This is a genomic window from Halococcus dombrowskii, assembly GCF_022870485.1.
GTDB classification, from domain to species: Archaea; Halobacteriota; Halobacteria; order Halobacteriales; family Halococcaceae; genus Halococcus; species Halococcus morrhuae.
On the sequence record NZ_CP095005.1, the window covers coordinates 1,601,374 to 1,622,663 of the forward strand.

Annotated in this window: 24 protein-coding genes and 1 tRNA gene; 12 read left to right on the forward strand and 13 right to left on the reverse strand. The window is 65.9% G+C overall.

All coding sequences use genetic code 11. The annotated features are described in order from the left end of the window. The first annotated feature begins 28 nt into the window (after positions 1–28). Entirely contained in the window at positions 29–310 is a 282-nt protein-coding gene (locus MUK72_RS08315) for a hypothetical protein (RefSeq protein ID WP_244698787.1), read from the forward strand. A 4-nt stretch (positions 311–314) separates the two neighbouring features. On the opposite strand, the gene MUK72_RS08320 is transcribed toward MUK72_RS08315, so the two are convergent. Next, positions 315–1,232: a mechanosensitive ion channel family protein gene (locus MUK72_RS08320; protein WP_244698789.1), complete on the reverse strand. Its 918-nt coding sequence runs from the start codon at positions 1,230–1,232 to the stop codon at positions 315–317. Between the two features lie 108 nt (positions 1,233–1,340). On the opposite strand from MUK72_RS08320, the gene MUK72_RS08325 reads away from it, so the two are divergent. Further along, positions 1,341–1,413, forward strand: a tRNA-Pro gene (locus MUK72_RS08325). A 498-nt stretch (positions 1,414–1,911) separates the two neighbouring features. Continuing rightward, on the forward strand, positions 1,912–2,337 hold the full coding sequence (locus MUK72_RS08330) for a hypothetical protein (RefSeq protein WP_244698791.1): 426 nt from the start codon (positions 1,912–1,914) through the stop codon (positions 2,335–2,337). Between the two features lie 85 nt (positions 2,338–2,422). On the opposite strand, the gene ilvD is transcribed toward MUK72_RS08330, so the two are convergent. Beyond that, complete coding sequence (gene ilvD, locus MUK72_RS08335) at positions 2,423–4,156, reverse strand: dihydroxy-acid dehydratase (RefSeq protein ID WP_244698793.1); 1,734 nt, start codon at positions 4,154–4,156, stop codon at positions 2,423–2,425. Positions 4,157–4,250: 94 nt separating this feature from the next. Between ilvD and MUK72_RS08340 the strand changes: the two genes are divergently transcribed. Continuing rightward, positions 4,251–5,282 carry a glycosyltransferase gene (locus MUK72_RS08340; protein ID WP_244698795.1) on the forward strand — a complete coding sequence of 344 codons (1,032 nt, stop codon included), beginning with the start codon at positions 4,251–4,253 and terminating at the stop codon, positions 5,280–5,282. Positions 5,283–5,316: 34 nt separating this feature from the next. After that, positions 5,317–6,294 carry a beta-ribofuranosylaminobenzene 5'-phosphate synthase family protein gene (locus tag MUK72_RS08345; RefSeq protein WP_244698797.1) on the forward strand — a complete coding sequence of 326 codons (978 nt, stop codon included), beginning with the start codon at positions 5,317–5,319 and terminating at the stop codon, positions 6,292–6,294. Between the two features lie 27 nt (positions 6,295–6,321). Here MUK72_RS08345 and MUK72_RS08350 read toward each other — a convergent pair whose 3' ends face one another. Together MUK72_RS08350 and MUK72_RS08355 are read right to left on the reverse strand one after the other, a co-directional pair. After that, on the reverse strand, positions 6,322–6,567 hold the full coding sequence (locus MUK72_RS08350) for a type II toxin-antitoxin system HicA family toxin (RefSeq protein ID WP_244698799.1): 246 nt from the start codon (positions 6,565–6,567) through the stop codon (positions 6,322–6,324). After that, positions 6,564–6,773: a type II toxin-antitoxin system HicB family antitoxin gene (locus tag MUK72_RS08355; RefSeq protein ID WP_244698801.1), complete on the reverse strand. Its 210-nt coding sequence runs from the start codon at positions 6,771–6,773 to the stop codon at positions 6,564–6,566. Before MUK72_RS08355 ends, MUK72_RS08350 begins: the two co-directional genes overlap by 4 nt. Before the next feature lie 205 nt (positions 6,774–6,978). Between MUK72_RS08355 and MUK72_RS08360 the strand changes: the two genes are divergently transcribed. Both MUK72_RS08360 and MUK72_RS08365 read left to right on the forward strand, forming a co-directional pair. Further along, positions 6,979–7,299 (forward strand): transcription factor S, encoded by a 321-nt coding sequence (locus tag MUK72_RS08360; protein ID WP_244698803.1) that lies wholly within the window; start codon positions 6,979–6,981, stop codon positions 7,297–7,299. Positions 7,300–7,347: 48 nt separating this feature from the next. Then, a complete protein-coding gene (locus tag MUK72_RS08365; RefSeq protein ID WP_244698805.1) occupies positions 7,348–7,494 on the forward strand; it encodes a hypothetical protein in 147 nt (48 codons plus the stop codon). 123 nt (positions 7,495–7,617) lie between these two features. On the opposite strand, the gene MUK72_RS08370 is transcribed toward MUK72_RS08365, so the two are convergent. The 4 genes from MUK72_RS08370 to MUK72_RS08385 all read right to left on the reverse strand — a co-directional run bounded on the left by MUK72_RS08370 (position 7,618) and on the right by MUK72_RS08385 (position 11,432). After that, positions 7,618–8,265 carry a helix-turn-helix domain-containing protein gene (locus MUK72_RS08370; protein ID WP_244698807.1) on the reverse strand — a complete coding sequence of 216 codons (648 nt, stop codon included), beginning with the start codon at positions 8,263–8,265 and terminating at the stop codon, positions 7,618–7,620. Between the two features lie 80 nt (positions 8,266–8,345). Beyond that, positions 8,346–9,197, reverse strand: a complete 852-nt coding sequence (locus MUK72_RS08375) for a ZIP family metal transporter (protein ID WP_244698821.1) — start codon at positions 9,195–9,197, stop codon at positions 8,346–8,348. Between the two features lie 51 nt (positions 9,198–9,248). Then, positions 9,249–9,938, reverse strand: coding sequence for an SDR family oxidoreductase (locus tag MUK72_RS08380; RefSeq protein ID WP_244698824.1), 690 nt, complete (start codon positions 9,936–9,938; stop codon positions 9,249–9,251). A 45-nt stretch (positions 9,939–9,983) separates the two neighbouring features. Beyond that, complete coding sequence (locus MUK72_RS08385) at positions 9,984–11,432, reverse strand: carotenoid oxygenase family protein (RefSeq protein ID WP_244698827.1); 1,449 nt, start codon at positions 11,430–11,432, stop codon at positions 9,984–9,986. A gap of 74 nt (positions 11,433–11,506) precedes the next feature. Here MUK72_RS08385 and MUK72_RS08390 point away from each other — a divergent pair, with 74 nt between their 5' ends. The 3 genes from MUK72_RS08390 to cruF are packed head-to-tail and all read left to right on the forward strand — an operon-like array spanning position 11,507 to position 14,752. After that, a complete protein-coding gene (locus MUK72_RS08390) occupies positions 11,507–13,018 on the forward strand; it encodes a phytoene desaturase family protein (RefSeq protein WP_244698830.1) in 1,512 nt (503 codons plus the stop codon). After that, positions 13,015–13,911 carry a prenyltransferase gene (locus MUK72_RS08395; protein ID WP_244698833.1) on the forward strand — a complete coding sequence of 299 codons (897 nt, stop codon included), beginning with the start codon at positions 13,015–13,017 and terminating at the stop codon, positions 13,909–13,911. The genes MUK72_RS08390 and MUK72_RS08395 overlap by 4 nt, the downstream gene beginning before the upstream one ends. Next, positions 13,901–14,752, forward strand: coding sequence for a bisanhydrobacterioruberin hydratase (gene cruF / locus MUK72_RS08400; RefSeq protein WP_244698836.1), 852 nt, complete (start codon positions 13,901–13,903; stop codon positions 14,750–14,752). The genes MUK72_RS08395 and cruF overlap by 11 nt, the downstream gene beginning before the upstream one ends. Here cruF and MUK72_RS08405 read toward each other — a convergent pair. Further along, positions 14,749–15,693: a phytoene/squalene synthase family protein gene (locus MUK72_RS08405; protein ID WP_244698840.1), complete on the reverse strand. Its 945-nt coding sequence runs from the start codon at positions 15,691–15,693 to the stop codon at positions 14,749–14,751. The genes cruF and MUK72_RS08405 overlap by 4 nt on opposite strands. Before the next feature lie 268 nt (positions 15,694–15,961). Here MUK72_RS08405 and MUK72_RS08410 point away from each other — a divergent pair, with 268 nt between their 5' ends. Further along, complete coding sequence (locus tag MUK72_RS08410) at positions 15,962–17,422, forward strand: dihydrolipoyl dehydrogenase family protein (protein WP_425311070.1); 1,461 nt, start codon at positions 15,962–15,964, stop codon at positions 17,420–17,422. Positions 17,423–17,524: 102 nt separating this feature from the next. Further along, positions 17,525–18,673 (forward strand): MBL fold metallo-hydrolase, encoded by a 1,149-nt coding sequence (locus MUK72_RS08415; RefSeq protein ID WP_244698850.1) that lies wholly within the window; start codon positions 17,525–17,527, stop codon positions 18,671–18,673. Positions 18,674–18,682: 9 nt separating this feature from the next. On the opposite strand, the gene MUK72_RS08420 is transcribed toward MUK72_RS08415, so the two are convergent. The 4 genes from MUK72_RS08420 to MUK72_RS08435 all read right to left on the reverse strand — a co-directional run bounded on the left by MUK72_RS08420 (position 18,683) and on the right by MUK72_RS08435 (position 21,259). Next, a complete protein-coding gene (locus MUK72_RS08420) occupies positions 18,683–18,955 on the reverse strand; it encodes a DUF7967 family protein (RefSeq protein ID WP_244698854.1) in 273 nt (90 codons plus the stop codon). Between the two features lie 134 nt (positions 18,956–19,089). Next, positions 19,090–19,533 (reverse strand): hypothetical protein, encoded by a 444-nt coding sequence (locus MUK72_RS08425; protein ID WP_244698856.1) that lies wholly within the window; start codon positions 19,531–19,533, stop codon positions 19,090–19,092. A gap of 64 nt (positions 19,534–19,597) precedes the next feature. After that, the gene (locus MUK72_RS08430; RefSeq protein WP_244698857.1) at positions 19,598–20,830 is read right to left on the reverse strand and encodes an ornithine cyclodeaminase, nickel-pincer nucleotide-dependent; all 1,233 of its coding nucleotides are present in this window, start codon (positions 20,828–20,830) and stop codon (positions 19,598–19,600) included. A 39-nt stretch (positions 20,831–20,869) separates the two neighbouring features. Beyond that, entirely contained in the window at positions 20,870–21,259 is a 390-nt protein-coding gene (locus MUK72_RS08435; RefSeq protein WP_244698859.1) for a hypothetical protein, read from the reverse strand. Positions 21,260–21,290 lie beyond the last annotated feature (31 nt).

Below are 21,290 nucleotides of genomic sequence, written 5' to 3' on the forward strand. Positions count from 1 at the left end.
TTTGTGAACGGTTTGCGTATTCCCGCCGATGACGAATATCGATCTCCCCGACCCGGAGCTCGGGCGCGCGACGATCGTCTACGAAGGGCTCGACGGTGAACAGGTCAGCATCGACGTCGACAACGAACACATCGTCTACTTCGACGATCACTGGCAGGTGAAAACCGGCGAGGATGACGACGGCAACGACGTCATTCGGCGAATCCCGCGCGATCGCGTCCGCTACGTCGAACGATCGGTCGAGGAGTTCCAGGATCGCGTCGATGCAGCGGTCGACGAGGCGAAAGAGCGTCTCGATCTCGGATCGTAGCGAATCAGTCGTCGGCGCGGGCCTGCTCGACCTCGGCGATGTTCTCGACGTCGACACCGCCGGTGAGTTCGGTGTAGGGGTATGGCATGTCGATCCCCTCGGCGTCGAAGCGTTCCTTGACCGCCTGCACCCACGCCGAGAGGGTGTGGACGTACTTCCCGCGCGAGGGCTCCGTGATGTACGCGCGTGCAGTCAGCCCCACGTAGGAGTCGGCGAGCTCGGTGAGGATCACGTCGGGTTCGGGATCGCCCTTGAGCCCGTCGACGGCTGCAGCTTCCTCGACGATGATCTCCTTCGCCTGTTCGATGTCGTCCTCGTAGCCGATACCGAAGGTGAACGGGATGCGGAGTTCGTCGTCGGCGACGGGGTTCGTGACGGCGTTGTCGGCGAGTTCGGAGTTCGGGACGGTGATCAGCTCGTTGTCGAACGTCTTGAGCTTCGTCACGCGCAGGCCGATATCCTGGACGACGCCGGATTTGGTTTCGTTGCTGGAGGGCCACTCGATCCAGTCACCGATGCCGAAGGGATCGTCCTTGAGGATGAAGATACCCGCAGCGAAGTTCGCCAACAGGTCCTGAGCGGCGAAGCCGACCGCGAGCGAGAGCGCACCCAACAGGGTCGCAAACGCCGCGAGCACGGTGCCGAAGCCGGCGATCGTCGCCGCGAGCGAGAGCGCCGCGAACAGCGCGATCGCGCGGGCAACGGTCCCACCCAGGTTCACGACTTTCGGATCGTAGCCACGCGCGTCGAGCGCTCCTCGAACGAGACGGACGAGCACCGATCGCCCGACGAAATAGATGAGCACGAACGCGACGAGGAACAACACGGCTGTGGTGGCGACGCTGATGAGCGTCTCACCGTACTGGCTCACGAACCCCCCGACACTCGTCGGCACGCCCTGCTGTAGCGGTATCAAAGGCATCGTCGGAGTTCACACACGAACGGATCATCAAACCATCGCCTGCCATCGAGTCGCCGGCCCGCACGGAAGCGAAGGGCTTAATCCACGAGCCAGCATCCATCGATATGCGGGACCGTGGGGTAGCTTGGTATCCTCGGCGCATGGGGTGCGTCGGACTCGTGTTCGAATCACGACGGTCCCATGGACCTTTTTGCACCTCGCTCGCGCGGAGCGCGCTCGCTCGGGCAAAAATCTCCACCAAAAAGCGCGTCGGACTCCCTCCGGTCGTCCTCGCGCCCGCTCGCTCACTTCGCGCTCACGGTGGTTCGAGACACCTTCGGTGTCTCGTCATCCCGAGAGACGCTCCGCGTCTCTCGAACGACTGCGCCGTTCGCGCAACTCGCGGCGCTTCGCGCCGCGCGTTCGCTCGCGGTGGAACCTTATCCTTCCAGCCGCACAGCACCGCCGAAGCCCTCGACCGCTTCGCGGTCTCGCCCTTCATCCGCCAGGCGAGTGAACTCTCCTGAGTCTGCGTTCACAGAGCGACCACAGACGCCAGGATCCGCCACCCGCAACCGCCACAGCACCACACTGACGCTCACTGCCGGCTTTCGAGCCATCCCCATTGATCTGTCGTGTTACGATGGGTATTAAATTGTGGTGCTCAAGTTATTTGTAATTGGAAACTGATGGGGCTACCATGAGCTACGTCAGTGCCACTGTCCTCTTCGGTCGCGACCGGCATCGCACACGGCGGACTCTCGTTCTTGCCGCTGCTGTTTTCCTCGCGAGTTTCGTGCTCTATGCGAGTTTCCCGATATACGACGGGGTCCCGTTTACGTATCTCCTGATCATCCCCTCGATTCCAGTGCTTGCAGGCGCTGTGGCGCTCATCAGTGCCTACCGCAACGATGGCCTCCTCGTGAGCGCATTGGTGCCAGTGATGGCCGTCCTCGGACTGGAACTCTCGTTAGGCCTCTGGCTCACTTTCGATCTCGTTCCCAGCTACGATCCGGCCGGGTTCGGTTTCGTACCCGTCCTCCTTGCAGTTGCCTTCGGGATCGGCGTCGCCGTCGCCGCCGTTGGGGCTGGCACACGACGTGTTGTAACCGCCATCAGTTCGTGAGCTCCGAACGGTTTCTGGACGCAACCGATGCTTTCGTCCCTGTCAAGACATCTTGCCGGCTACGTCGCCGGTCGCCAGCAGCGCCTCACTCCCGTTTCACGCCGGGGTTCGTCACCGCACCGTTGGCCGCCGAGCCGAAGGTCGCTCCATATTTCGCGAGCACGCCGGTGGTGTAGTTCGGCTCGGGACGGTCGCGCTCGGCCAAGCGTGATTCGATCTCCTCGTCGCTCAGATCGACCTCCAGACGGCGCTCGTCAACGTCGATGCTGACGGTGTCGCCGTCCTGAAGGGCGGCGATCGGGCCGTCGGCAGCGGCCTCGGGCGCGATGTGGCCGATCGAGAACCCACGCGTCGCACCTGAGAAGCGCCCGTCGGTCAGCAGCGCCACGTCATCGGCGTGGCCCTGGCCGGCGACCGCCGAGGTCACGCCGAGCATCTCGCGCATGCCCGGCCCACCGCGCGGCCCCTCGTTGCGGATACACACCACGTCACCCGACTCGACGTGGCCCTCCTGGACGTACTCCATCGCGTTCTCCTCGCCCTCGAAGACCCTGACTGTGCCCTCCTGTCGGAGCTCGTCGTCGCTGGTGACCTTCAGGACCGCACCCTCCGGCGCAAGATTTCCCTTCAGGATACGGATCGCACCCTCCTCGTCGAAGGGATCGGCGGCGGGTCGCAGGAAGTCGGCGTCGATCTCGTCGTCGGCCGGCAGATCGAGTTCGTCCAACTCCTCGCTGATCGTACGCCCGGTGACGGTCATCGCGCCACCATCCATGTAGCCGCCTTCGACGAGCCGGCGGATGACGACCGGAACGCCACCGATCTCGTGGAGATCCTCCATCACGCGCGTACCGCCGGGCTGGAGGTTGGCGATCTTCGGCGTGCGCTGCGAGATCTCGTCGAACGTGTCGATGTCGAGATCGATGTCGGCTTCGGCGGCCATCGCCAGCAGGTGGAGTACGCCGTTGGTGGAGCCCCCGAGGGCGACCTGGAGGGCGATGGCGTTCTCGAAGCTCGCGCGCGTGAGGATGTCCGACGGTTTGCGGTCGGCTTCTATCGCATCGAGGACGACCTCGCCGGCCTCGTGGGCGACCGCCTCGCGCTCGTCGCTCTCGGCGAGCGGGCTGGCGCTGCCGAGCGGCGCGAGACCGATCGCCTCGGAGATCGAGGCCATCGTGTTCGCGGTGAACATCCCGCCACAGGAGCCGGCACCCGGGCAGGCGTTGCGTTCGAGATCGTCGAGCTCGTCGCGGCTCATCTCACCCTGTGCATACGTACCGACACCTTCGAAGACGTCCTGAACGGTCACATCCCGGCCCTCGTGCTCGCCGGGGAGAATGGAGCCACCGTAGCAGAAGACGGTTGGAAGGTCGGTGCGGATGGCGGCCATCATCATCCCGGGCAGGTTCTTGTCGCAGCCCGCGACGGTGACGAGCGCGTCCATGCGCTCGCCGAAGGAGACGAGCTCCACGGAGTCGGCGATCACTTCGCGGGAGATCAACGAGGCCTTCATCCCCTCGGTACCCATCGAGATCGCGTCGCTGATCGTGATGGTGCCGAACTCGATCGGCATGCCGCCGGCGTCGTCGATGCCGTCGGTGGCGGCGTCGGCCACGTCGTCGAGATGGACGTTACAGGGCGTGATGTCGGCGGCGGGGTTGGCCACGCCGACCATCGGCGAGTCGAGATCGGCGTCGTCGAACCCCATCGCGCGGAACATCGCCCGGTGGGGCGCACGTTCGGGACCGTCGGTGACTTCCCGGCTGCGGAGGCGCTCGCGCGTCTCGGCCTCGTCGCGCCGTTCGGACTGCTGACTCATGGTTCGGTTTCCGTTGCCACGGACATAAGTGCCACTGAAGCGCCCGAGGGGCGAGTCGAACCAGTTTTGAGGGCTGCGCTGACAGAAGGGGACGATGAGTTCGATCGTGGCCGTCGCACACTACCCCGAGGGGGCGGGTCACGCGACCCGGATGCTGGCGGTGGCGAGAGCGCTCGAAGCCCGGGGGGCCACGGTCACGCTCGCCGGCGGCGGCCCGGGCGCACGCTTCATCGATCGCAACGGCTACGACCAGTACGAACCCGCATCCGTCGACTTCATCGGCGACTACCAGGGCGGCTCGCTGCTGCACGTGCTCGGCCACAGCCTGCCCAACAGCGCACGCCGAGTGTACGACTACGTGCACTGGCTGCGCCGCGAACGGCCGGACGCGCTGGTGACCGACGACATGTTCGCCGCGATGGCCGCCGAGTTCGTCGATCTCCCGCTGTTCGTCTGTACGCACAACGCCGCCTCCTACTACGACGCGGTCATCGAGCAGGGGTTCACCTGGCTGCTCAACCGCCACCAGCTCTATTCTGCCGAGGCGTTTCTCTACCCCTCGATCTGGCCGCCCGACCGCGGTGACCCGGCGGGCGTGACACCGATCCCGCCGATCGCCCTCGACGTCGCGCCAACGGAAACGACCGACGAGCAACGGCGCGTGCTGGCCGACGGGAGCCCGCCCGAAACCGACGTGCCAGCCAACGGGTCGCCCGCGCCCGACGAGACCGACGTGCTGGTCGTGCCGAGCGCGTACTCGATGGGGTTCGAGGCGCTCACTGAACGACTCCGGGCTGCGGGCCACGAGGTGACGCTCGTCGGCGGCGAGGACTGGGACTGCGTGCCGGCGCTGCTGCCGTATCTCCGGGCCGCCGAGCGCGTCGTCTGCTCGGGCTATTCGACGATCATGGAGGCGGCGGTCGCGGGTACGCCCTGTATTGTCTACCCGTTCACCGACGAACAGCACGGCGTCTCGCGGGTGATCGAGCGAACAGGTTTACCGGGCTTCCAGGTCGAACACTCGATGGCGCACGTGGTGCGTGCGGTCAGCCAGCCGCTCGAACGCCCGGTGTACGAGAACGGTGCCGGGCGGGCGGCGGCGACCGTGCTCGCGGCCATCGAGTAGAAAGCGACTTTCGCGCGCGCTCGGTTGGTGCGGTATGACGCGGGTTCAGGTCACTGCCGGCGGGCGCATCCATTTCGGCTTTCAAAACCTCTCGCTCGCGCGTGAGCGGCTCTACGGTGGTCTCGGAATCTCTCTCCGTGAGCCACGATTCCGCATCGAGGCCGCGCCGGCCGACGAACTCCGCTGTGACGACCCGGACGCGAGCGAGTACGCGGCACGTGCGCTCGATCTGCTCGACCGTCCTGGAATCGCCCTCACGATCCACGAACGATTGCCGGCACACGTGGGTCTCGGCAGCGGGACACGCCTCGCGCTCGCGACGCTCGCGGCGGTCGCGCGGGCATACGACCACGAACCACGAGTCAGGGAGCGCGCGCCACAGCTCGGTCGCGGCGGGCGCTCGGGCGTCGGCTGTGCGACGTTCGAGACGGGTGGGTTCGTCGCTGATGCCGGCCATCGGGCCGAGCGGTTCACCACCCAGCCCCCCGCCGCGGGCGAGTGGGAAGTGCCAGAGCCGATCGCTCGTCACACGCTCGCAGACTCGTGGCGGTTCGTGCTCGTCGTTCCGTCGATCACCCCTGGCCGGAGCGACGATCACGAGGATCGGAGCATCGAGCGCGTGGTCGAACACGCCGATCCAAGCATCGCCGACGACATCGCCCGTATCGTCGCCCAGCAGCTGCTTCCGGCGGTCGCCGAGGACGACTGGCACGCCTTCGGGGGTGCGATCACCGCCGTGAGCCGCCTCAATGGCGCGTGGTACGCCGACGAACAGGGTGGCGTCTATCGCCCGCCGCTCGGCGATCTCATCGACGTACTGGAACGCTCGCCGGCCGTGGCCGGTGCGGGCCAGTCCTCGTGGGGGCCCGCCGTCTATGGGCTCACGGACGACGAGCGCGCCCAAACGGCACGGGAGGCGGCCCAGGACGCGCTGTCGGCTGCGGGCGTCGATGGCGACGTCGTGATCTGTGAGCCGGATAACGAGGGTGCGCGCATCGAAACGATGGAATAGGCGAACGTTTTTTGAATCGGAACGATCTCAGACCATTTTCTCTATCTCGTCGAGGAAGTTCTGGAAATCCTTGGCTCCGGCCTGTTCGGCAATCCCTTTCAGTGTACCCGTATCGATCTCGTCGTGGTAGGGAACGATGACCGTTCGCTTTTCTCCAGTATCAGGGTTGGTGTACCTGAGTTTCGCATGGCTGCCGGTTTGGCCGACCTTCTTGTAGCCCCAGTTGTCGAGAGCGCTGATGATGTCTTCGCCGGAAAAGGTGGATCGGCTCACTCGAACCAAGGAGCCGAGGCTTCCGTCACCGCTGCCTCTTCAGAATCCGGTCGGTGATACAATTCGAGGGCTTCTTGAAGGTTGTCAAGCGCTGCAGACGGGTTACTTCCCTGACTAACGATGCCCGTCTGCTCTTCTTTGGCAACCCATAGATCGGTACTCTCCCCCTCGGAAATCGTGAACCGCGGGCGTGTCGTAGTGCTCATGGAAACCGTTGGGGTACAGTGGGGATAAGACTTACTCGAAAGGGTCCCTCCTATGGCTCGGGGACGGATACAGACGATCTCTCCCTGGAATTCGTCGAACGCTTCAACGCGATGTGGCACGGAGGAACCACAAACCCGAGGCTGTGAAAAGTGAACTCGACAGAGTAAGCGGACGCTTTTGCGCGTCGAGCGTCTATCCCGATGTATGCAGTTCTGCGATGATTGCGGCTCGATGATGCACGCGGACGGCGACGAGATGGTCTGTTCGGACTGTGGCGCACGCGTGCCGAAGGACGAGGAGGTGGCGGCGTCGTTCGTGAGCACCGAATCACAGAGCGATAGCGACGTCATCGAGACCAGCGAGGACGCGGCCGACGAGGGGAAACCGACGGCCGAAGTCGAATGCGAGGAATGTGGAGCCGAGCGCGCGTGGTATACGATCAAACAGACCGGTTCGGCCGACGAGCCACCTACCCGATTCTTCAAATGTACCGAATGCGGCCATCGCTGGCGCGGCTATAGCTGATTCCACCGTGGTCGAACGGTTTTATCCGCTCTATGCTTGACAGCTCTCGTGACCCGTGCGATTCGGCCGCGGAACACTGTGGGGCTCGACGTGAGCGAGCGCCGCGTCATCGACACTCTGGATGCCGTTCTCCTCGGGATGCTCTGGGGCCTGTCGGACCCGACGACCGAGATCGAGCTGTCGCTGGCCGTGTGACGTCCGGAAAGCGGGGGCGGGAACGGTACGGTGATGCCACGCAACGGACCGTTCGGGGAGCCACCCCATCACATAGTTAGCGGGGACGACCGAAACGGTCCTGCATGATAGCGAAAGTGAATGTCACCCGAACCGATCGCTGACGAGTCGACCACAGCCACGCCGCAGCCGTTCGGAAGTGGCCTGATCCGAGATGTCGAGCTCCGCGGCGATTTCGGCGAGCGTCGTCTCCCGCGGGATCGCGAAGTAGCCACCCTCGTGGGCCAGCCGCAGCGCCTCGCGCTGACTGGTCGTGAGACGGTTTCGAGCCGTCTCGGCGTCGTCGCCATCGCTGTCGTAGAGCCGGTCGAGTTGGAAATCGAGATCGTGATCGAGACAGAACTCCCGGAAGGTGGCCAGCGCATCGCGACCGGGAAAGCGAATTCGGGCGTGCCAGCGGCCGTCGACGTACCGCATTTCGAGCCGTGCAGCCCCGAGATCGACCCACGCGTCGTAGGTCACGACCGACGCCCGACCGGTCAGTCGAGCGCGATAGAGCCGGCGATCGTCCGCGTCGCTCAACCGTTTGACGTCGGTGACGGTCTCGTCGTCCGCGAGCGCGCTCTCGAAGGCGTCGAGATCGTCGCTGCGCGCCCAGCAGAACACGACCGGCATCGCCGAGCGCGTTCTGTACACCCGTTCGACGTCGAGTTCGACCGCTGAGGTGGCCGACAGCGCCGTCGCGAACGAGAGCCGATCCGGGTCGAGGCTGCACTCGGCGATGACGCTCATGGCGATTGAACTATGCTACCAAATGGCAAAATACCTTCCGACGGATGGATTCGAACGAATCGTGTGTGGATCGCGATTTTTCAGGCGATCAGCAGCCACGCAAGCGCCACTGCGCCCGCGCCGGCGATCGTGCTCGCCACCGCGTGGGTGCGCAGTCGATCGAGGCGTGCGTGGGCCGCGCCGTGCGTATGGTCGTGAGCGTGCTCGCCACCGGTCTCGCACTCGGGCAGGAAATCCATCGCGATGTGGAGGAAGATGCCCGCGGCGAAGCCGAAGACGACTGCGTTGAGCGCCATCGTGCTCGGTGGTTCGATCAATCCCACGAGCAGCGCCGTGATCCCGACGCCGGCCGCCGGCAGCGCGATCGCGCCGACCGGTAGCCCCTCCGCTCGGAGGCGATCGGCGGCGGCGTAGCCCGCGGGCGCTTTGTGCGAGATGATACTCAGGCCGAGCAGCAGCCCGAGATCGGGCAGAAGCGTGTAGACCGTCCCGATGACGATCCCGGCGGCCAGCGCGTGTGCGGTGAGCTGTGCGGTCGTCGTTTCGAGCGGGAGGTCGAGATGCGTGAGGCGGTGGCCGACGGTGTGGCCGGCGTAGCCCGCGACGATCCCGGCCGCGATGCCGAGTCCCCCCAACTGCGGCTGATAGCCGATCGCCTGAGGGACGAGGAAGATGGCCGCACTCGTGATCATCGCGCCGCTCGCGAGCCCGTCAGCCCGGACCGATCGCGCCGCGTTCCGCTCTCGCGAGCGTGCGCCGAAAACCGCCCCGCCGGCCATCGCGGCGAAGGCAGCCCAGCTGACGACCAGCACCTTCCAAAGGCCTGCAAGTGCCCCGAGCGCCGAGAGAGCGACGAGTGCCACCAGGCCGACGACACCGATCCACGGTACTCGCTCGCGCCGTTCGAGACCGACCGCGTCGATGCTCTCCATTCTGTTAGCAACATCAACATCGAAGTTAATAAATCCGTCGTGCGGGCCGTCTCAGCGCGTCGCCTGTCGCCACGCGCGCAGGTCGAGAACCGAGCCGTCGAGATCCTCGCCGTCGGCCTCGGTCGCCGCCCAGACGAACATCTCGGCGATATCCGCGGGATCGCGGCCGGCCTCGCCAGCGAGATCGGTCGCGACCTGCCCGAGATCGAGCAGTCCTACTGAATGGTCCAATTCGGTGGCGAACCCGCGGACGAGTGCCTCCGCGGCCGCCTTGGAGACGGCGTACGAACCGAATCCGGCCTGCGCCTCGCGGGCGATCGCCCCCGTCGGAACGAGCACGCGCGCATCGTCAGCGAGGTGGGGGACAGCCTCGCGGACCGTCGCGAAGACCCCGCGGGCGTTCGTCCGGAGATGATCGTCGAACGCCGTGTAGCTCTCGTCGGCCAGCGGCGTCTCGCCGGCCGGGCCGTGATAGACGCCCGCGTTCGCCACCACGAGACCGATCTCGCCGACGTTCGCCGCGGTCTCGCAGAGCCGTTCCACGTCGTACTCGTCGCGCACGTCGGCGCGCTGCGTGGTGATCTCGCCGTCCAGCTCGTTCGCATCCGCGGCGAGCTCGTCGAGCGCGTCCGTGCTGCGCGCACAGCCGACGACGTGTGCGCCCTCCTCGGCGAAACGGTGTGCGACCGCCCGGCCGACGCCCCGGCTCACGCCCGTGACGACCGCGATGGTATCGTCCATATATCGGGATAGCTCGCCACGCTAATGCGCGTTGCCCCCCGCCCGTTAGGCCATCGAGCGCGTCGGTCGCTCGCCGTCACGATAGAACTGGCCGTGGAAGCCGAACGGGATCGCGTGTGGAACCCTGGCGCGGGCGCGCTCCTCGAAGGTCGCCGCGTCGAGCACGAGGAGGAACGACCGCCCGGCGTCGGCATCGAGTACGACCGAGAGGAGCACGCCCTCGTCCTCCCGTCGCGAGGCTGCAGTTCCGGGGGTACTGGGCGCTGGTACGAACACCGGCTCGCCGGGATAGCAGTTCGGCTCGTCCCACGTCTCGGCGGTCCGTGCCTCGACGTCGATCTTCACGAGTTGGTTCTGGAACTCCGCTGGCGGTCGCTCCCGATTACTCACGCCGTAGACGTAGCGATACGGACGGGTGTTTCGGCGCGCGTAGTCGATCGTCGGGAACTCGATGTGACCCGGATGGAGCGTCTCCCGTTCGACGCCGCGTGCCGAACTCCCCTCCGGGAGCCGATATCGGTTGAGTTCGCCCGTCGGCAGCGTCGGCGACGGCGAGCGGAGGTTGTCGAGGCCGAGCGCGTCGACCACCGACGCGTCGGGATAGGTCACGAGATCGAGCACGATCTCCTCGTCCACCTCGAAGGCGTTGACGTGATGGAAGACGAAGAACGGCTCCGTCCGATGGGTCGTGGCGACATCGCCCGATGCGCGATCGAAGACGATGAAACGCGAGCCGTGCTCGGGTTTCCAGGTGAAGCTCCCGGCCACGGTCGATCCCCGGAGTAGTGCGAGCGGCGAGACGACGAACGGGTTCTCGGCGAGCACCACGTAGTTCGGGGTGAGCGCGAAACTGTGGAGATAGGCGGCCTCGTCGACCGTCACGCCGCCGACGATCTCGGGGTCCGTCCGCCCGTCGGGAATTCGATAGAGCGTATAGCCCGGGTTCCGGCCAAAACGCGTCGCGTAGCCGATCGTCTCCCCGCGGTGGGCGTCGTAGTGAGGATGTACCGTCGTCGTGGTGCCCAACGGTTCGCGAGCGTGCTGGCCGCGCGTTTCGAGCGTCTCGGGATCGAACTCCAGCGGACGCGGGCTTTCGGTGGTGGCGACGACGGAATCGCCGCGTGTCTCGATATCGACGCAGGCGTTGTCGGTGATCCTCGGTGAGAGCAGTCGTTTCAATCGGTCGAGGGGACCGATGTCGGGGACGGTAGCGAACTCGCGAAAGCCGAGTTCGCCATGCTCACGGGCATATTCGTACGCCTCGCTCCGGAGGAAGCGATTCGAGTAGTGGACTTGGCCATCCTGAATCGCAAACCGTCGGAGCAGCGAGAACCCGTCGAACCAGTGGTTGAGCGTCCGGTTGCCGACGCGAAAGCGGCCAGGGCCGTTGCGGAGCAGGATTCCCGCGAGCCAGTCGGGGAGATCGCCCTCGACGGGCAGCGGTACGCGATCGAGCTCCTCCGAAATCGGTTCGAAGCCGAGGCGGTGGTCCATACACGGTCGAGAAGCGCAGCGGCCATAGCGTCCGGGGTCAGTCGTCTTTTATACGCGCCGCCGTATCATCCCACATGGATGCGCTCGCGGCAGGGTCGGACGCGGCATCGCTGTCCGGTCGGACGGTCGCCGTCGTCGGCGGGGGGTTCGGCGGGCTCTCGTCGGCGTGCTACCTCGCGGCTGCGGGGGCCGACGTCACGGTGCTCGAAAAGAACGGGCAGGTCGGCGGCCGCGCCTCGCAGTTCGAGCAGGACGGCTTCCGCTTCGATATGGGCCCGTCCTGGTATCTGATGCCCGATGTCTTCGAGCGCTTTTTCGATCACTTCGACGCCGACCGCGAGGATTATTATGGACTCGAACGGCTCGATCCCCACTATCGTGTGTTCTTCAAGGACGGCGATCGCGTCGATCTGACGCCCGACCGCGACCAGGTGCGTGCCGTCTTCGAATCCTACGAGGACGGTGCGGCCGAGGCGTTCGACGACTACCTCGTCCAGAGCGAGTCGACCTACGAGGCGGCGATGGAGCGGTTCGTCTACACCGATCGACCGCGATTTCGCGACTGGGTCGACACCGACGTGTTCCGGTCCGCGCCGGTCGGGCTGAACCTGCTGCGCTCGATGGAGAGCCACGTCTCGAACTACTTCGAGCACCCCAAACTCCAGCAGATCATGCAGTACACGCTCGTCTTTTTGGGTGGCTCGCCGAAGAACACGCCCGCGCTCTACACGATGATGAGCCACGTCGACTTCAACCTCGGCGTCTACTACCCCGAGGGCGGTTACGGTGGCGTCGTCGACGGCATCGCCGAGCTCGCACGCGAACGCGGCGTCACGATCGAGACCGACGCAGAAGTCGGCGAGATCACGCGCCGACGCGGCGGCTTCTCACTCGACACCGCTGCGGGCGAGCACACGCCCGACATCGTCGTTTCCGATGCCGACTACGCCCACACCGAGCAAGAGCTCCTCCCCGAACACGAGCGCCAGTATTCGGCCGATTACTGGGACGAGCGCACGCTCGCGCCATCCGCCTTCCTGCTCTATCTCGGCGTCGAGGGCGACGTCGACCCGCTCGCCCACCACACGCTCGTCCTGCCCACCGACTGGGACGGCCATTTCGAGCAGATCTTCGACGAGCCGGCGTGGCCCGACGATCCGGCCTACTACCTCTGTGTGCCCTCGCAGACCGACGACACCGTCGCGCCGGAGGGCCACTCGAACCTCTTCGCGCTCGTGCCGATCGCGCCAGGGCTCGACGACACACCCGAAATCCGCGAGCGCTACCGCGACTCGATTCTCGACGATATCGCCGCGAACACCGGCGTCGACCTCGCCGACCGGATCGTTCTGGAGAGGACGTTCTCGATCGACGACTTCGCCGAGCGCTACAACAGTCTGCAGGGCACGGCGCTCGGGCTCGCCCACACGCTCCGCCAGACCGCCCTCTTCCGGCCGCCCCACCGCTCCGACGCCGTTCCCGACCTCTACTTCACGGGCTCGTACACCACACCGGGTATCGGCGTGCCGATGTGTCTCATCAGCGGCGAACACGCCGCGAGCGCCGTCGTCGAAGACCACGGATGAGTCGCGAGCGCGTTCGTCGCAGCGTTGACCGGCTCCAGGGAACCATCCCACCCGAAACGACCACGACGGGCTATCTCCTGCGGCTCTCACGGCCCCGGTTCTGGTTCTACCTCGCCGGGCCGGTCGTCGTCGGCGTGGCCTACGGCGCTGACTCCCTCGCCGCCCTGTTCGCGCCGATCGCGCTCGTACTGTTCGCCTACTTCCTCGTCCCGGCGAACGTCTTCCTCTACGGCGTGAACGACGTCTTCGACGCCGACATCGACGAAACCAATCCGAAGAAGGACGACCGCGAGGTGCGATACACGGGCGATAAAACCGTACTCGCCGCCGTTATCGTGAGCGGGCTGCTCGCGCTCGGCTTCGTCCCGGTGCTCACGTCGGCGGCGCTCGCGACGCTCGCGCTCTTCGTCTTCCTCGCGGTCGAATACAGCGCGCCACCGCTCCGATTCAAGACCACGCCGCTGTTCGACTCGATCTCGAACGGACTCTATGTACTGCCCGGCGTGATCGCCTACACCGCCGTCGCGGGCGAGCTGCCGCCGATCGCGGCCGTGCTGGGCGGCTGGCTCTGGACGATGGGGATGCACACCTTCTCGGCCATTCCGGATATCGATCCCGATCGAGAGGCGGGCATCCGGACGACGGCGACGGCGCTCGGCGAGCGACGGACCTACGGCTACTGCGCACTCTGCTGGCTCGCCGCGGCCGTCTCGTTTGCGTTCATTCACATCCTCCTCAGCGTGCTGCTGCTCGCCTACCCCGTTCTCGTCTTCGCCATCGCCCGCTCGTCGATCGACGTCGACCGCGCCTACTGGTGGTATCCGGCGGTGAACACGCTCGTCGGGATGGTCTTCACCCTCGGCGGGCTCTGGAGGCTGATCTATGGCGGCTGAGCGCGCGACCCGCCAGCGAATCGAGGCCCGTCTCGACGAGCTCGTCGCCGAGAACCGCTTCACGATCGCCGTCGTCTTCCCGCTGGTCGGGGCGGCCCTGCTGCTCGCGAGCGCCGCCGGCCTCGTCGGCCCACCGCTCAGATACAACCCGTATCTCATCCTCATCGGGACGGCGGTGATGCGCCTCCCACTCGTGGCGGGACTCGCACCGCTGTTCGACCGCCGGGCGGCGGTCGCGACCGGCCTGCTCGTCGCCTACTCGTTCGGGATCGAACTGATCGGCGTGCTGACCGGGTGGCCCTACGGCGATTTCTCCTACACGATCGAGCTCGGCCCGATGCTGTTCGGGGCCGTCCCGCTCGGCCTCCCGGTCTTCTTCCTCCCGCTGGTGTTCAACAGCTACCTGCTCTGTCAGCTCGTGCTCGGCGAGCTCGCCCGGCGGCGGGCGGTGCGCCTCGTCGCGGTGATCTGCACGGTGCTGCTCGTCGACGTCGTGCTCGATCCCGGTACGGTCGCGATCGGTTTCTGGAGCTACTCTGGAGGTGTCTTCTACGGCGTTCCCGTCTCGAACTACCTCGGGTGGGTGCTCTCGGCCACCGTGACGGTCTTTCTACTGGACTACGGCTTCGATCGTGCACGACTGATGGATCGCCTCGAAAACTGTGAGTTCATGCTCGACGATCTGGTGAGCTTCGTCGTGCTCTGGGGCTCGATCAACGCCGTCTTCGGCAACTGGGTGCCAGTCGGCGTCGCGCTGGTGCTGGCCGGTGGACTCGTCAAAACCGATCGGTTCGACGTGGCGGGTCTCGGGGGCGGCGAGCCCGGCTCGACCGAAGGCTAGCGCGTCGGCGTCACGCCCTCGGGCTCGTGGACGTACTGCGGGCTGTCGGAGATCGTGCTCACCGCCGCGAAGACCGCTTCGGGATCCTTGTTCCAGAGCCAGTGCCAGCGGGTGCGCACGAGCAGCGAGAGCTTTCGCGTCGAGGAGAGTTCGGGCGTCGTCGAGAGGGTATCGTGGCCGTGATCCCTGATGAGTCGGTGATGGTCGGCGTAGAGCACGGCCGCGAGCAGGACGGGGAGCTGGCAGTCGTCGGGGAGATATTTGATGCCGGCGACGCCCTCGCGGTAGCGTTTCTCCGTCCGTTCGAGTTCGGATCGCATCAGCGCGGCGACGTCGTCGTTCATCTCGAAGCGCTCTATCTGTCGCTCGGTGACGTCGTGCTCGTCCAGGATTTCCTGGGGAAGGTAGATACGATCGCGTTCGACGACGTCCTCGCGCACGTCGCGAAGGAAGTTGGTGAGCTGGAACGCTTCGCCGAGTGTGCGGGCGTGCGGCTGGGCGATCTCGGGATTGTCGGGTCTCATGACGGCGGTCATCATCTCGCCGACGGCGGCCGCCGATCCGCCCATGTACTCGTCGAGCTCCGTGTGGGTCTCGTAGCTATCCGTATCGATGTCGGCGACCATCGCGTCGACGAACTCCTCGACGGCGGTGTCGGGAATTCCATACTGTTCGCGGAGATCGCTGAACGCCGCCACGACCGAGTCGTCGGTCGGGCCGCCGAGTGCGCCCTCGCGGAGGCGGGCGAGCTGTGCGCGCTGCTCGGCCGGCGGCGGGCCGTTCGGGTCGTCGACGATCTCGTCGGCGACGCGGAAGAACGCGTAGAGAACGTACGTCGCGTGGCGAACGCGCTCGGGGAGCAGCCGTGTCGCGACATAAAAGGTCGTCCCCGTTCGCCGATGGATCGCCTTGCTCTCGGCGAGCTGCGTATCGTCGACCATGTCAGTGTGTTTCGTTGGGGCGAGAGCGACTTATGTGTTTGTACGCTGTGAAGTTTAAGAACGAATTATAATAGAACCAACCATTTTGTTCCAACTGGCCATTCCGCCGATATCCCGCCGCTTTCCGGGTCGTCATACGGATATCCGATCCGTCGATTCCTGATGATCGATCGGTACTGTGGATGGACGAAACGACGGTCGGGCGAATGCCATTCACCTGAACCCCGTGATCGACGTGACACCGCTATCGCTTTTGGTCGTGGCTGCCATGGATCGAACAGGTACGAGCGTCTCGCGGGCGACGCTCGTCCATCCATCCATGACAGACCACATCGTCATCATCGGCGCGTACGGGAGCGCGGGCATCGCCGCCGCCGAGCGCCTCGTCGACGAACCGGACGTCGAACTGACCCTCGTCGATGACGGCCAGCCCGGCGGCGGGCTCTGCCTTCTCCGCGGCTGTATGCCCTCGAAGGAACTGCTCTCGGCGGGTGCACACCGCTTCCAGGCACGCCACGACGACCGCCTCTCGGACGCGCCGACCGTCGATCTCGACGACGTCGTCGCGACGAAGGACCGCCACGTCCAGGGGTTCGCCGAACACCGGCGCGAGTCGCTCCACGAGCTGACCGAGCGCAAGAACGTCGAGTTCGTCCACCGAACGGCGACGTTCGTCGACGACCACACGATCGCCGTCGGCGAGCGGACGCTCGACGCGGACTACGTCGTCGTCGCCACCGGCTCGACGCCGAACGTCCCGCCGATCGACGGCATTCAGGACGTCGACTATCTCACCAGCGACGACGTGCTCGACGCGACCGCGTTCCCCGAGTCGGGGATCGTCATCGGATTCGGCTACATCGGGATGGAGCTGGTGCCGTATCTCGGCGAGGTCGGCGGGATGGAGCTCACCGTGCTCGAACGTAGCGAGCGGGTGCTCGACGAGGGCGATCCGGCGCTCGACGACGCGCTGACGGAGCTCTATCGCGACGAGTTCGCCATCGATCTCCGCACCGAGACACAGGCCACGAGCATCGAGGAGACCGAGGACGGCGGCGTCCGTCTCCGCACCGAACACGACGGCGAGGAGAGTGTCGTCGAGGCCGACCAGCTGTTCCTCTTCACCGGCCGGCGGCCCGCACTCGATGGGTTGGAGCTCGATCGGTCGGCGCTCGACCCCGATCCCGATGCGGAGTGGGTCGAAGCGACGATGCAGGCCCGCGACGACGAGCGCGTATTCGTCGTCGGCGACGCGAACGGCCGCGAGCCGATCCTCCACATCGCCAAGGAACAGGGAATCACGGCCGCCGAGAACGTCCTCGCACATCGAGACAGCCAGGAGCTCACGGTTTACGACCCGATCCATCACCACGTCATCTTCTCGGCCCTCGGCGTCTACCCGTTCGTCCGCGTCGGCCACTCGGAGGCCTCGGTCCAGGAGACCGATCGCGAGTACGTCGCGGTCACGCGTGAGGCACGCGACGACGGCGTGTTCAAGACGAAGGCCGTCCCCGAGGGGCTCGCGACGCTGGTCGTCGACAGCGACGACGGCACCGTGCTCGGCTATCAGGGGTTCCACCACGACGCAGACGTGATGGCGAAGACGATGCAGGTCGTCGTCGAGACCGGGATGGACGTCCGTGACGTGCCCGATCGCGCCTACCATCCGACGACGCCCGAACTGATCGACGGGCTCGTCCGGGAGGCGCGCTCGGCGATCGAGGAGTGAACGCTCCGTTCGCTCGCGTCGGGTCCACGCGTGCGAGCATCCCGCGCGACGACCGGGGATCGGAAATGCTTATTCTTCACAATACCGTACGTGCGGGCAACGATGTTCGGAACGATCACCGCGCGCGACCTCGCGGCACGGCTCGATAGGGGTGACGAGAGCTACGTTCTCATCGACACACGTCCGGCCGAGAGTTACGACTCGTGGCGCGTGACGGGTGCGGAGAACGTCCCGTTCGGGCCGGCTGAAGGGCTGAGCGACGACCAGCGCGACCGGATCACGGAACTGGCGGACGGCGACGAGGTACTCACCATCTGCGGGAAGGGTGCGACGTCGACGCGGCTCGCCTCAGAACTCGACGCCGACGGATTCAGTGACGTCTCGGTCGTCACCGGTGGGATGCGCGCCTGGAACGAACTCTACGAGACCGCCACGGTCGAGACCGCGTCCGACGACCTCATCGTCAGGCAGTTCCAGCGCCGTGCGAAGGGCTGTCTCTCCTATCTCGTCGGCTCGGAGCGCGCCGGCGAAGCCATTGTCGTCGATCCGACCCGCCACACCGACCAGTACATCACGACGGCCGCCGAGCACGGGCTGCAAATCACGGGCGTGCTCGACACGCACGTCCACGCCGATCACATCTCCGGCGGTCGCGAGCTCGCGACCCGACTCGATGTCCCGTACTACCTCGGCGAGAAGGCGACCGAGCGCGATCTCGCCGTCGATTTCGAACCGCTTTCCGACGGCGAAACTCTCTCGATCGGCAATAACGAGATCGAGACGCTCGCCACACCCGGCCACACGACCGAGATGGTCGCCTACCGCGTCGACGATGTCGTTCTGACCGGCGACAGTCTCTTCCTGGATTCTGTCGGTCGCACGGAGCTCGAATTCGGCGAGGAGGGGGCCGAGGCGGGCGCGCGCATGCAGTACGAGACCCTCCACGACACGCTGCTCGAACTCCCCGACGAACTCATCGTTCTGCCGGGTCACGTCACGGTGCACGACGACGGGACGTACGCCACCGCCGAACCGGGCGAACTCGTCGGTGCCAAGCTCGGCGACGTGCACGCACGGCTCGATCTCGTGGATCTCGACGAGGACGCCTTCGTCGAGCGGATGATCGACAACATCCCCGAAAAACCGGACAACTACGAGACGATCATCGCGATCAACCGCGGCGTCGCAAGCACGGAGAACGACACCGAGGCGACGACGCTCGAAACGGGTGCGAACAACTGCGCGGCCTGAGCGGCTCGATCAGATCGTGTCGTCGGGGTCGTGCTCATCGCTCATCCGTGAGACTTCGTCGGCGTAGCGCTCCCGGAGATCGGAATGGTCGATGCTTTCGAGATCGTTCGGCGAGACGTCCTTCGCGGCAGTCACGGTGTCGACGCCGATGGCCTGGGCGGCGAGCTCCCGGCGGAAGAGCCGCTCGCCGTCGGGCGTCGCGTACTTGAGGATGATGAGATCGCGGTTGTTGTACCCGCGCTCGACGAGCCAGACGCGGACGGTATCGCTTTCGTCGGCCATGTCCGGTGGAAGGCGACCACGAGGTTAGGAAGTTCGGTTGTGGGATCGGTTCGTGACGCGGTCGCTCCGATTGCTCCACCGTACGGAGCGTTTTGGAACACGGCCAGAACCCGGACACCTGGACGGCGTTTCGATCACGCAAGCAATGCGGTCCCGTCGAGAACACGCTGGATGGCCCGTTCGGCGAGCAGCATCGTCGACCCGTTCCCACAGGCACAACCGCTGAGAACCGTCGTCGTTCCGGCGGCCGCCGCGCCGACCAGCACGGCGGCCGGAACGCTCCACCAGCGGTCGATCAGACCGACGGTGATGCCGACGAGCGCGACCAACAGCGATCCGAGCGTGAGATACAGCCGTTCGATCCCGACCCCGAGGTAGCCGACGACGGGAAGCCGACTCGCGCCGGCGACCTCCAGTGCAACCGACCCGACCGCCGGTTCGAGTGACAGCACTGGCCCTCGGGTGCCGAGCCACACGAACAGCCCACCGGCGGCGAGCGCGCCGACGATCACCGCCAGCACGGCCAGGCCGAGGGTCGTTCCCGACGGTCGACCGAATCGCGACCGTACGGATGTCATATCGACGGGAACGGCTTTCGCGCCTTTTTATCTGGTGGCGGATCGGTCGCCGGCGAGCGAGGGACTATTCGTCGAGCAGCTGCTCGACGAGCATCGGCACGAAGGTACCGATGTCGGTGACCATGCCGACCGCCTGTGCGCTCCCGCGGTCGAGCAGTTGGGTGACGGTCGCGGGGTTGATGTCGACACAGACGACCCGCGTCGAGGAGGGCAGGCAGTTGCCGACCGCGACCGAGTGGAGGAGCGTCGAGAGCATGAGCACCATGTCGGCCTCGTGAGCCTGCTCGCGGATGGCGTTCTGCGCGTCGACCGAATCCGTGATCGTGTCGGGTAGCGGACCGTCGTCGCGGATCGATCCCGCGAGCACGAACGGCCGGTCGTTGTCGACGCACTCGTACATCACGCCGGATTCGACCAGCCCCTCGTCGACCGCCTGCTCGATACTGCCAGCACGGATGATCTCGCTGATGGTGTAGATGTGGTGTTTGTGGCCCTTTCGGGGGTGATCGAGCGTTTCGGTGTTCATCCCGAGCGAGGTCCCGTACAGATCGCGTTCGAGGTCGTGGACAGCGAAGCCGTTGCCTGCCGAGAGCATGTCGACGTAGCCCTCGCGGACCAGGCGGGCGAGCGATTCGCGTGCGCCGGAGTGGATGAGCGCCGGCCCACAGACGGCGAGCACCGACCCACCCTCGCGCTTCGTCTCGGCGATCGCCTCGGCGACCTTCGCGATCGTCGATTCCGACGGGCGCTCGGAGGAGACGCCGCCCTGCATGAAGCCGAACGCGCCCTCGCGGTTCCGGGGGCGCTCTGGTGGGCGGACGCGGATCCCGGTCTCGCCGGTGACGACGAGTTCGTCCTCCTCGATGGCGTTGAGCACCTTCGTGTAGGCGCGCGGCTCGTCGTCCTCGCCTTTCTCGACGACCACCGCACAGTCCATCTCGATGCGCTCGACGGGGATCCACTCGCCGTCGTGGCGGATCTCGGTGTGGTGGTTCGTCGTCGAGTAGAAGCCCGACGGCACGACCTGATCATCGGGCGCGGGTTCGAGCGTTGCGTCGACGGGATGGGACGGCGTCGCACCGTTCTGGTGGAGTTCGTGGACGATCGACTGGAGCTCGTCCTCGGTGTCGGCCAGCACGGTGAGACGGGCGTACGATTCCTCGACTTCGCTCCGGCCGATGTCGAACTCGTCGACCTCGAAGGAGCCGCCGAGATCCATGATGACGCCGAAACACGACTGCATCATCCCCGAGTCGATGATGTGTCCCGAGAGTTCGACTTCGCGCGAGACGGTCATATCAGAGATTTCCGTCGGCAGGTAAGTCCGTTGTGGCTCTCAGGCGTCGGTGGACGATTCGACGATCCACTCCCGTTCGCTCCGCGCGGCGAGCCGGCGGTAGAGCGCGCGCAGGCCATCTGGATCGGTTTCCGGAAGCACGTGGAACTCGATGCGGCCGTCGCGGATCGACACCCGGAAGACGTCGCCGGTCTCAGTGTCGTGGACGAGATAGAGCGCCATCGGCAGGTCGAACCAGTCGCCATAGGTGTACGGGTCGCCGTCGAGCACGTCCTGGAGGAGTTCGTCGAGCGCCTCGTCCTCCTGTTCCCCGCGCTTGGCGGCGGGCGACAGCGAGAAGACGGTCGACCCCTCGTATTCGAGCCCCGCGTGGCGCGAGTAGCGCCGTTCCGGGCGACGGGGGATCGCGAACGAGGGCTCCTCGGTCATGGCTATCACGGGCTACGGCACGATATCGTTT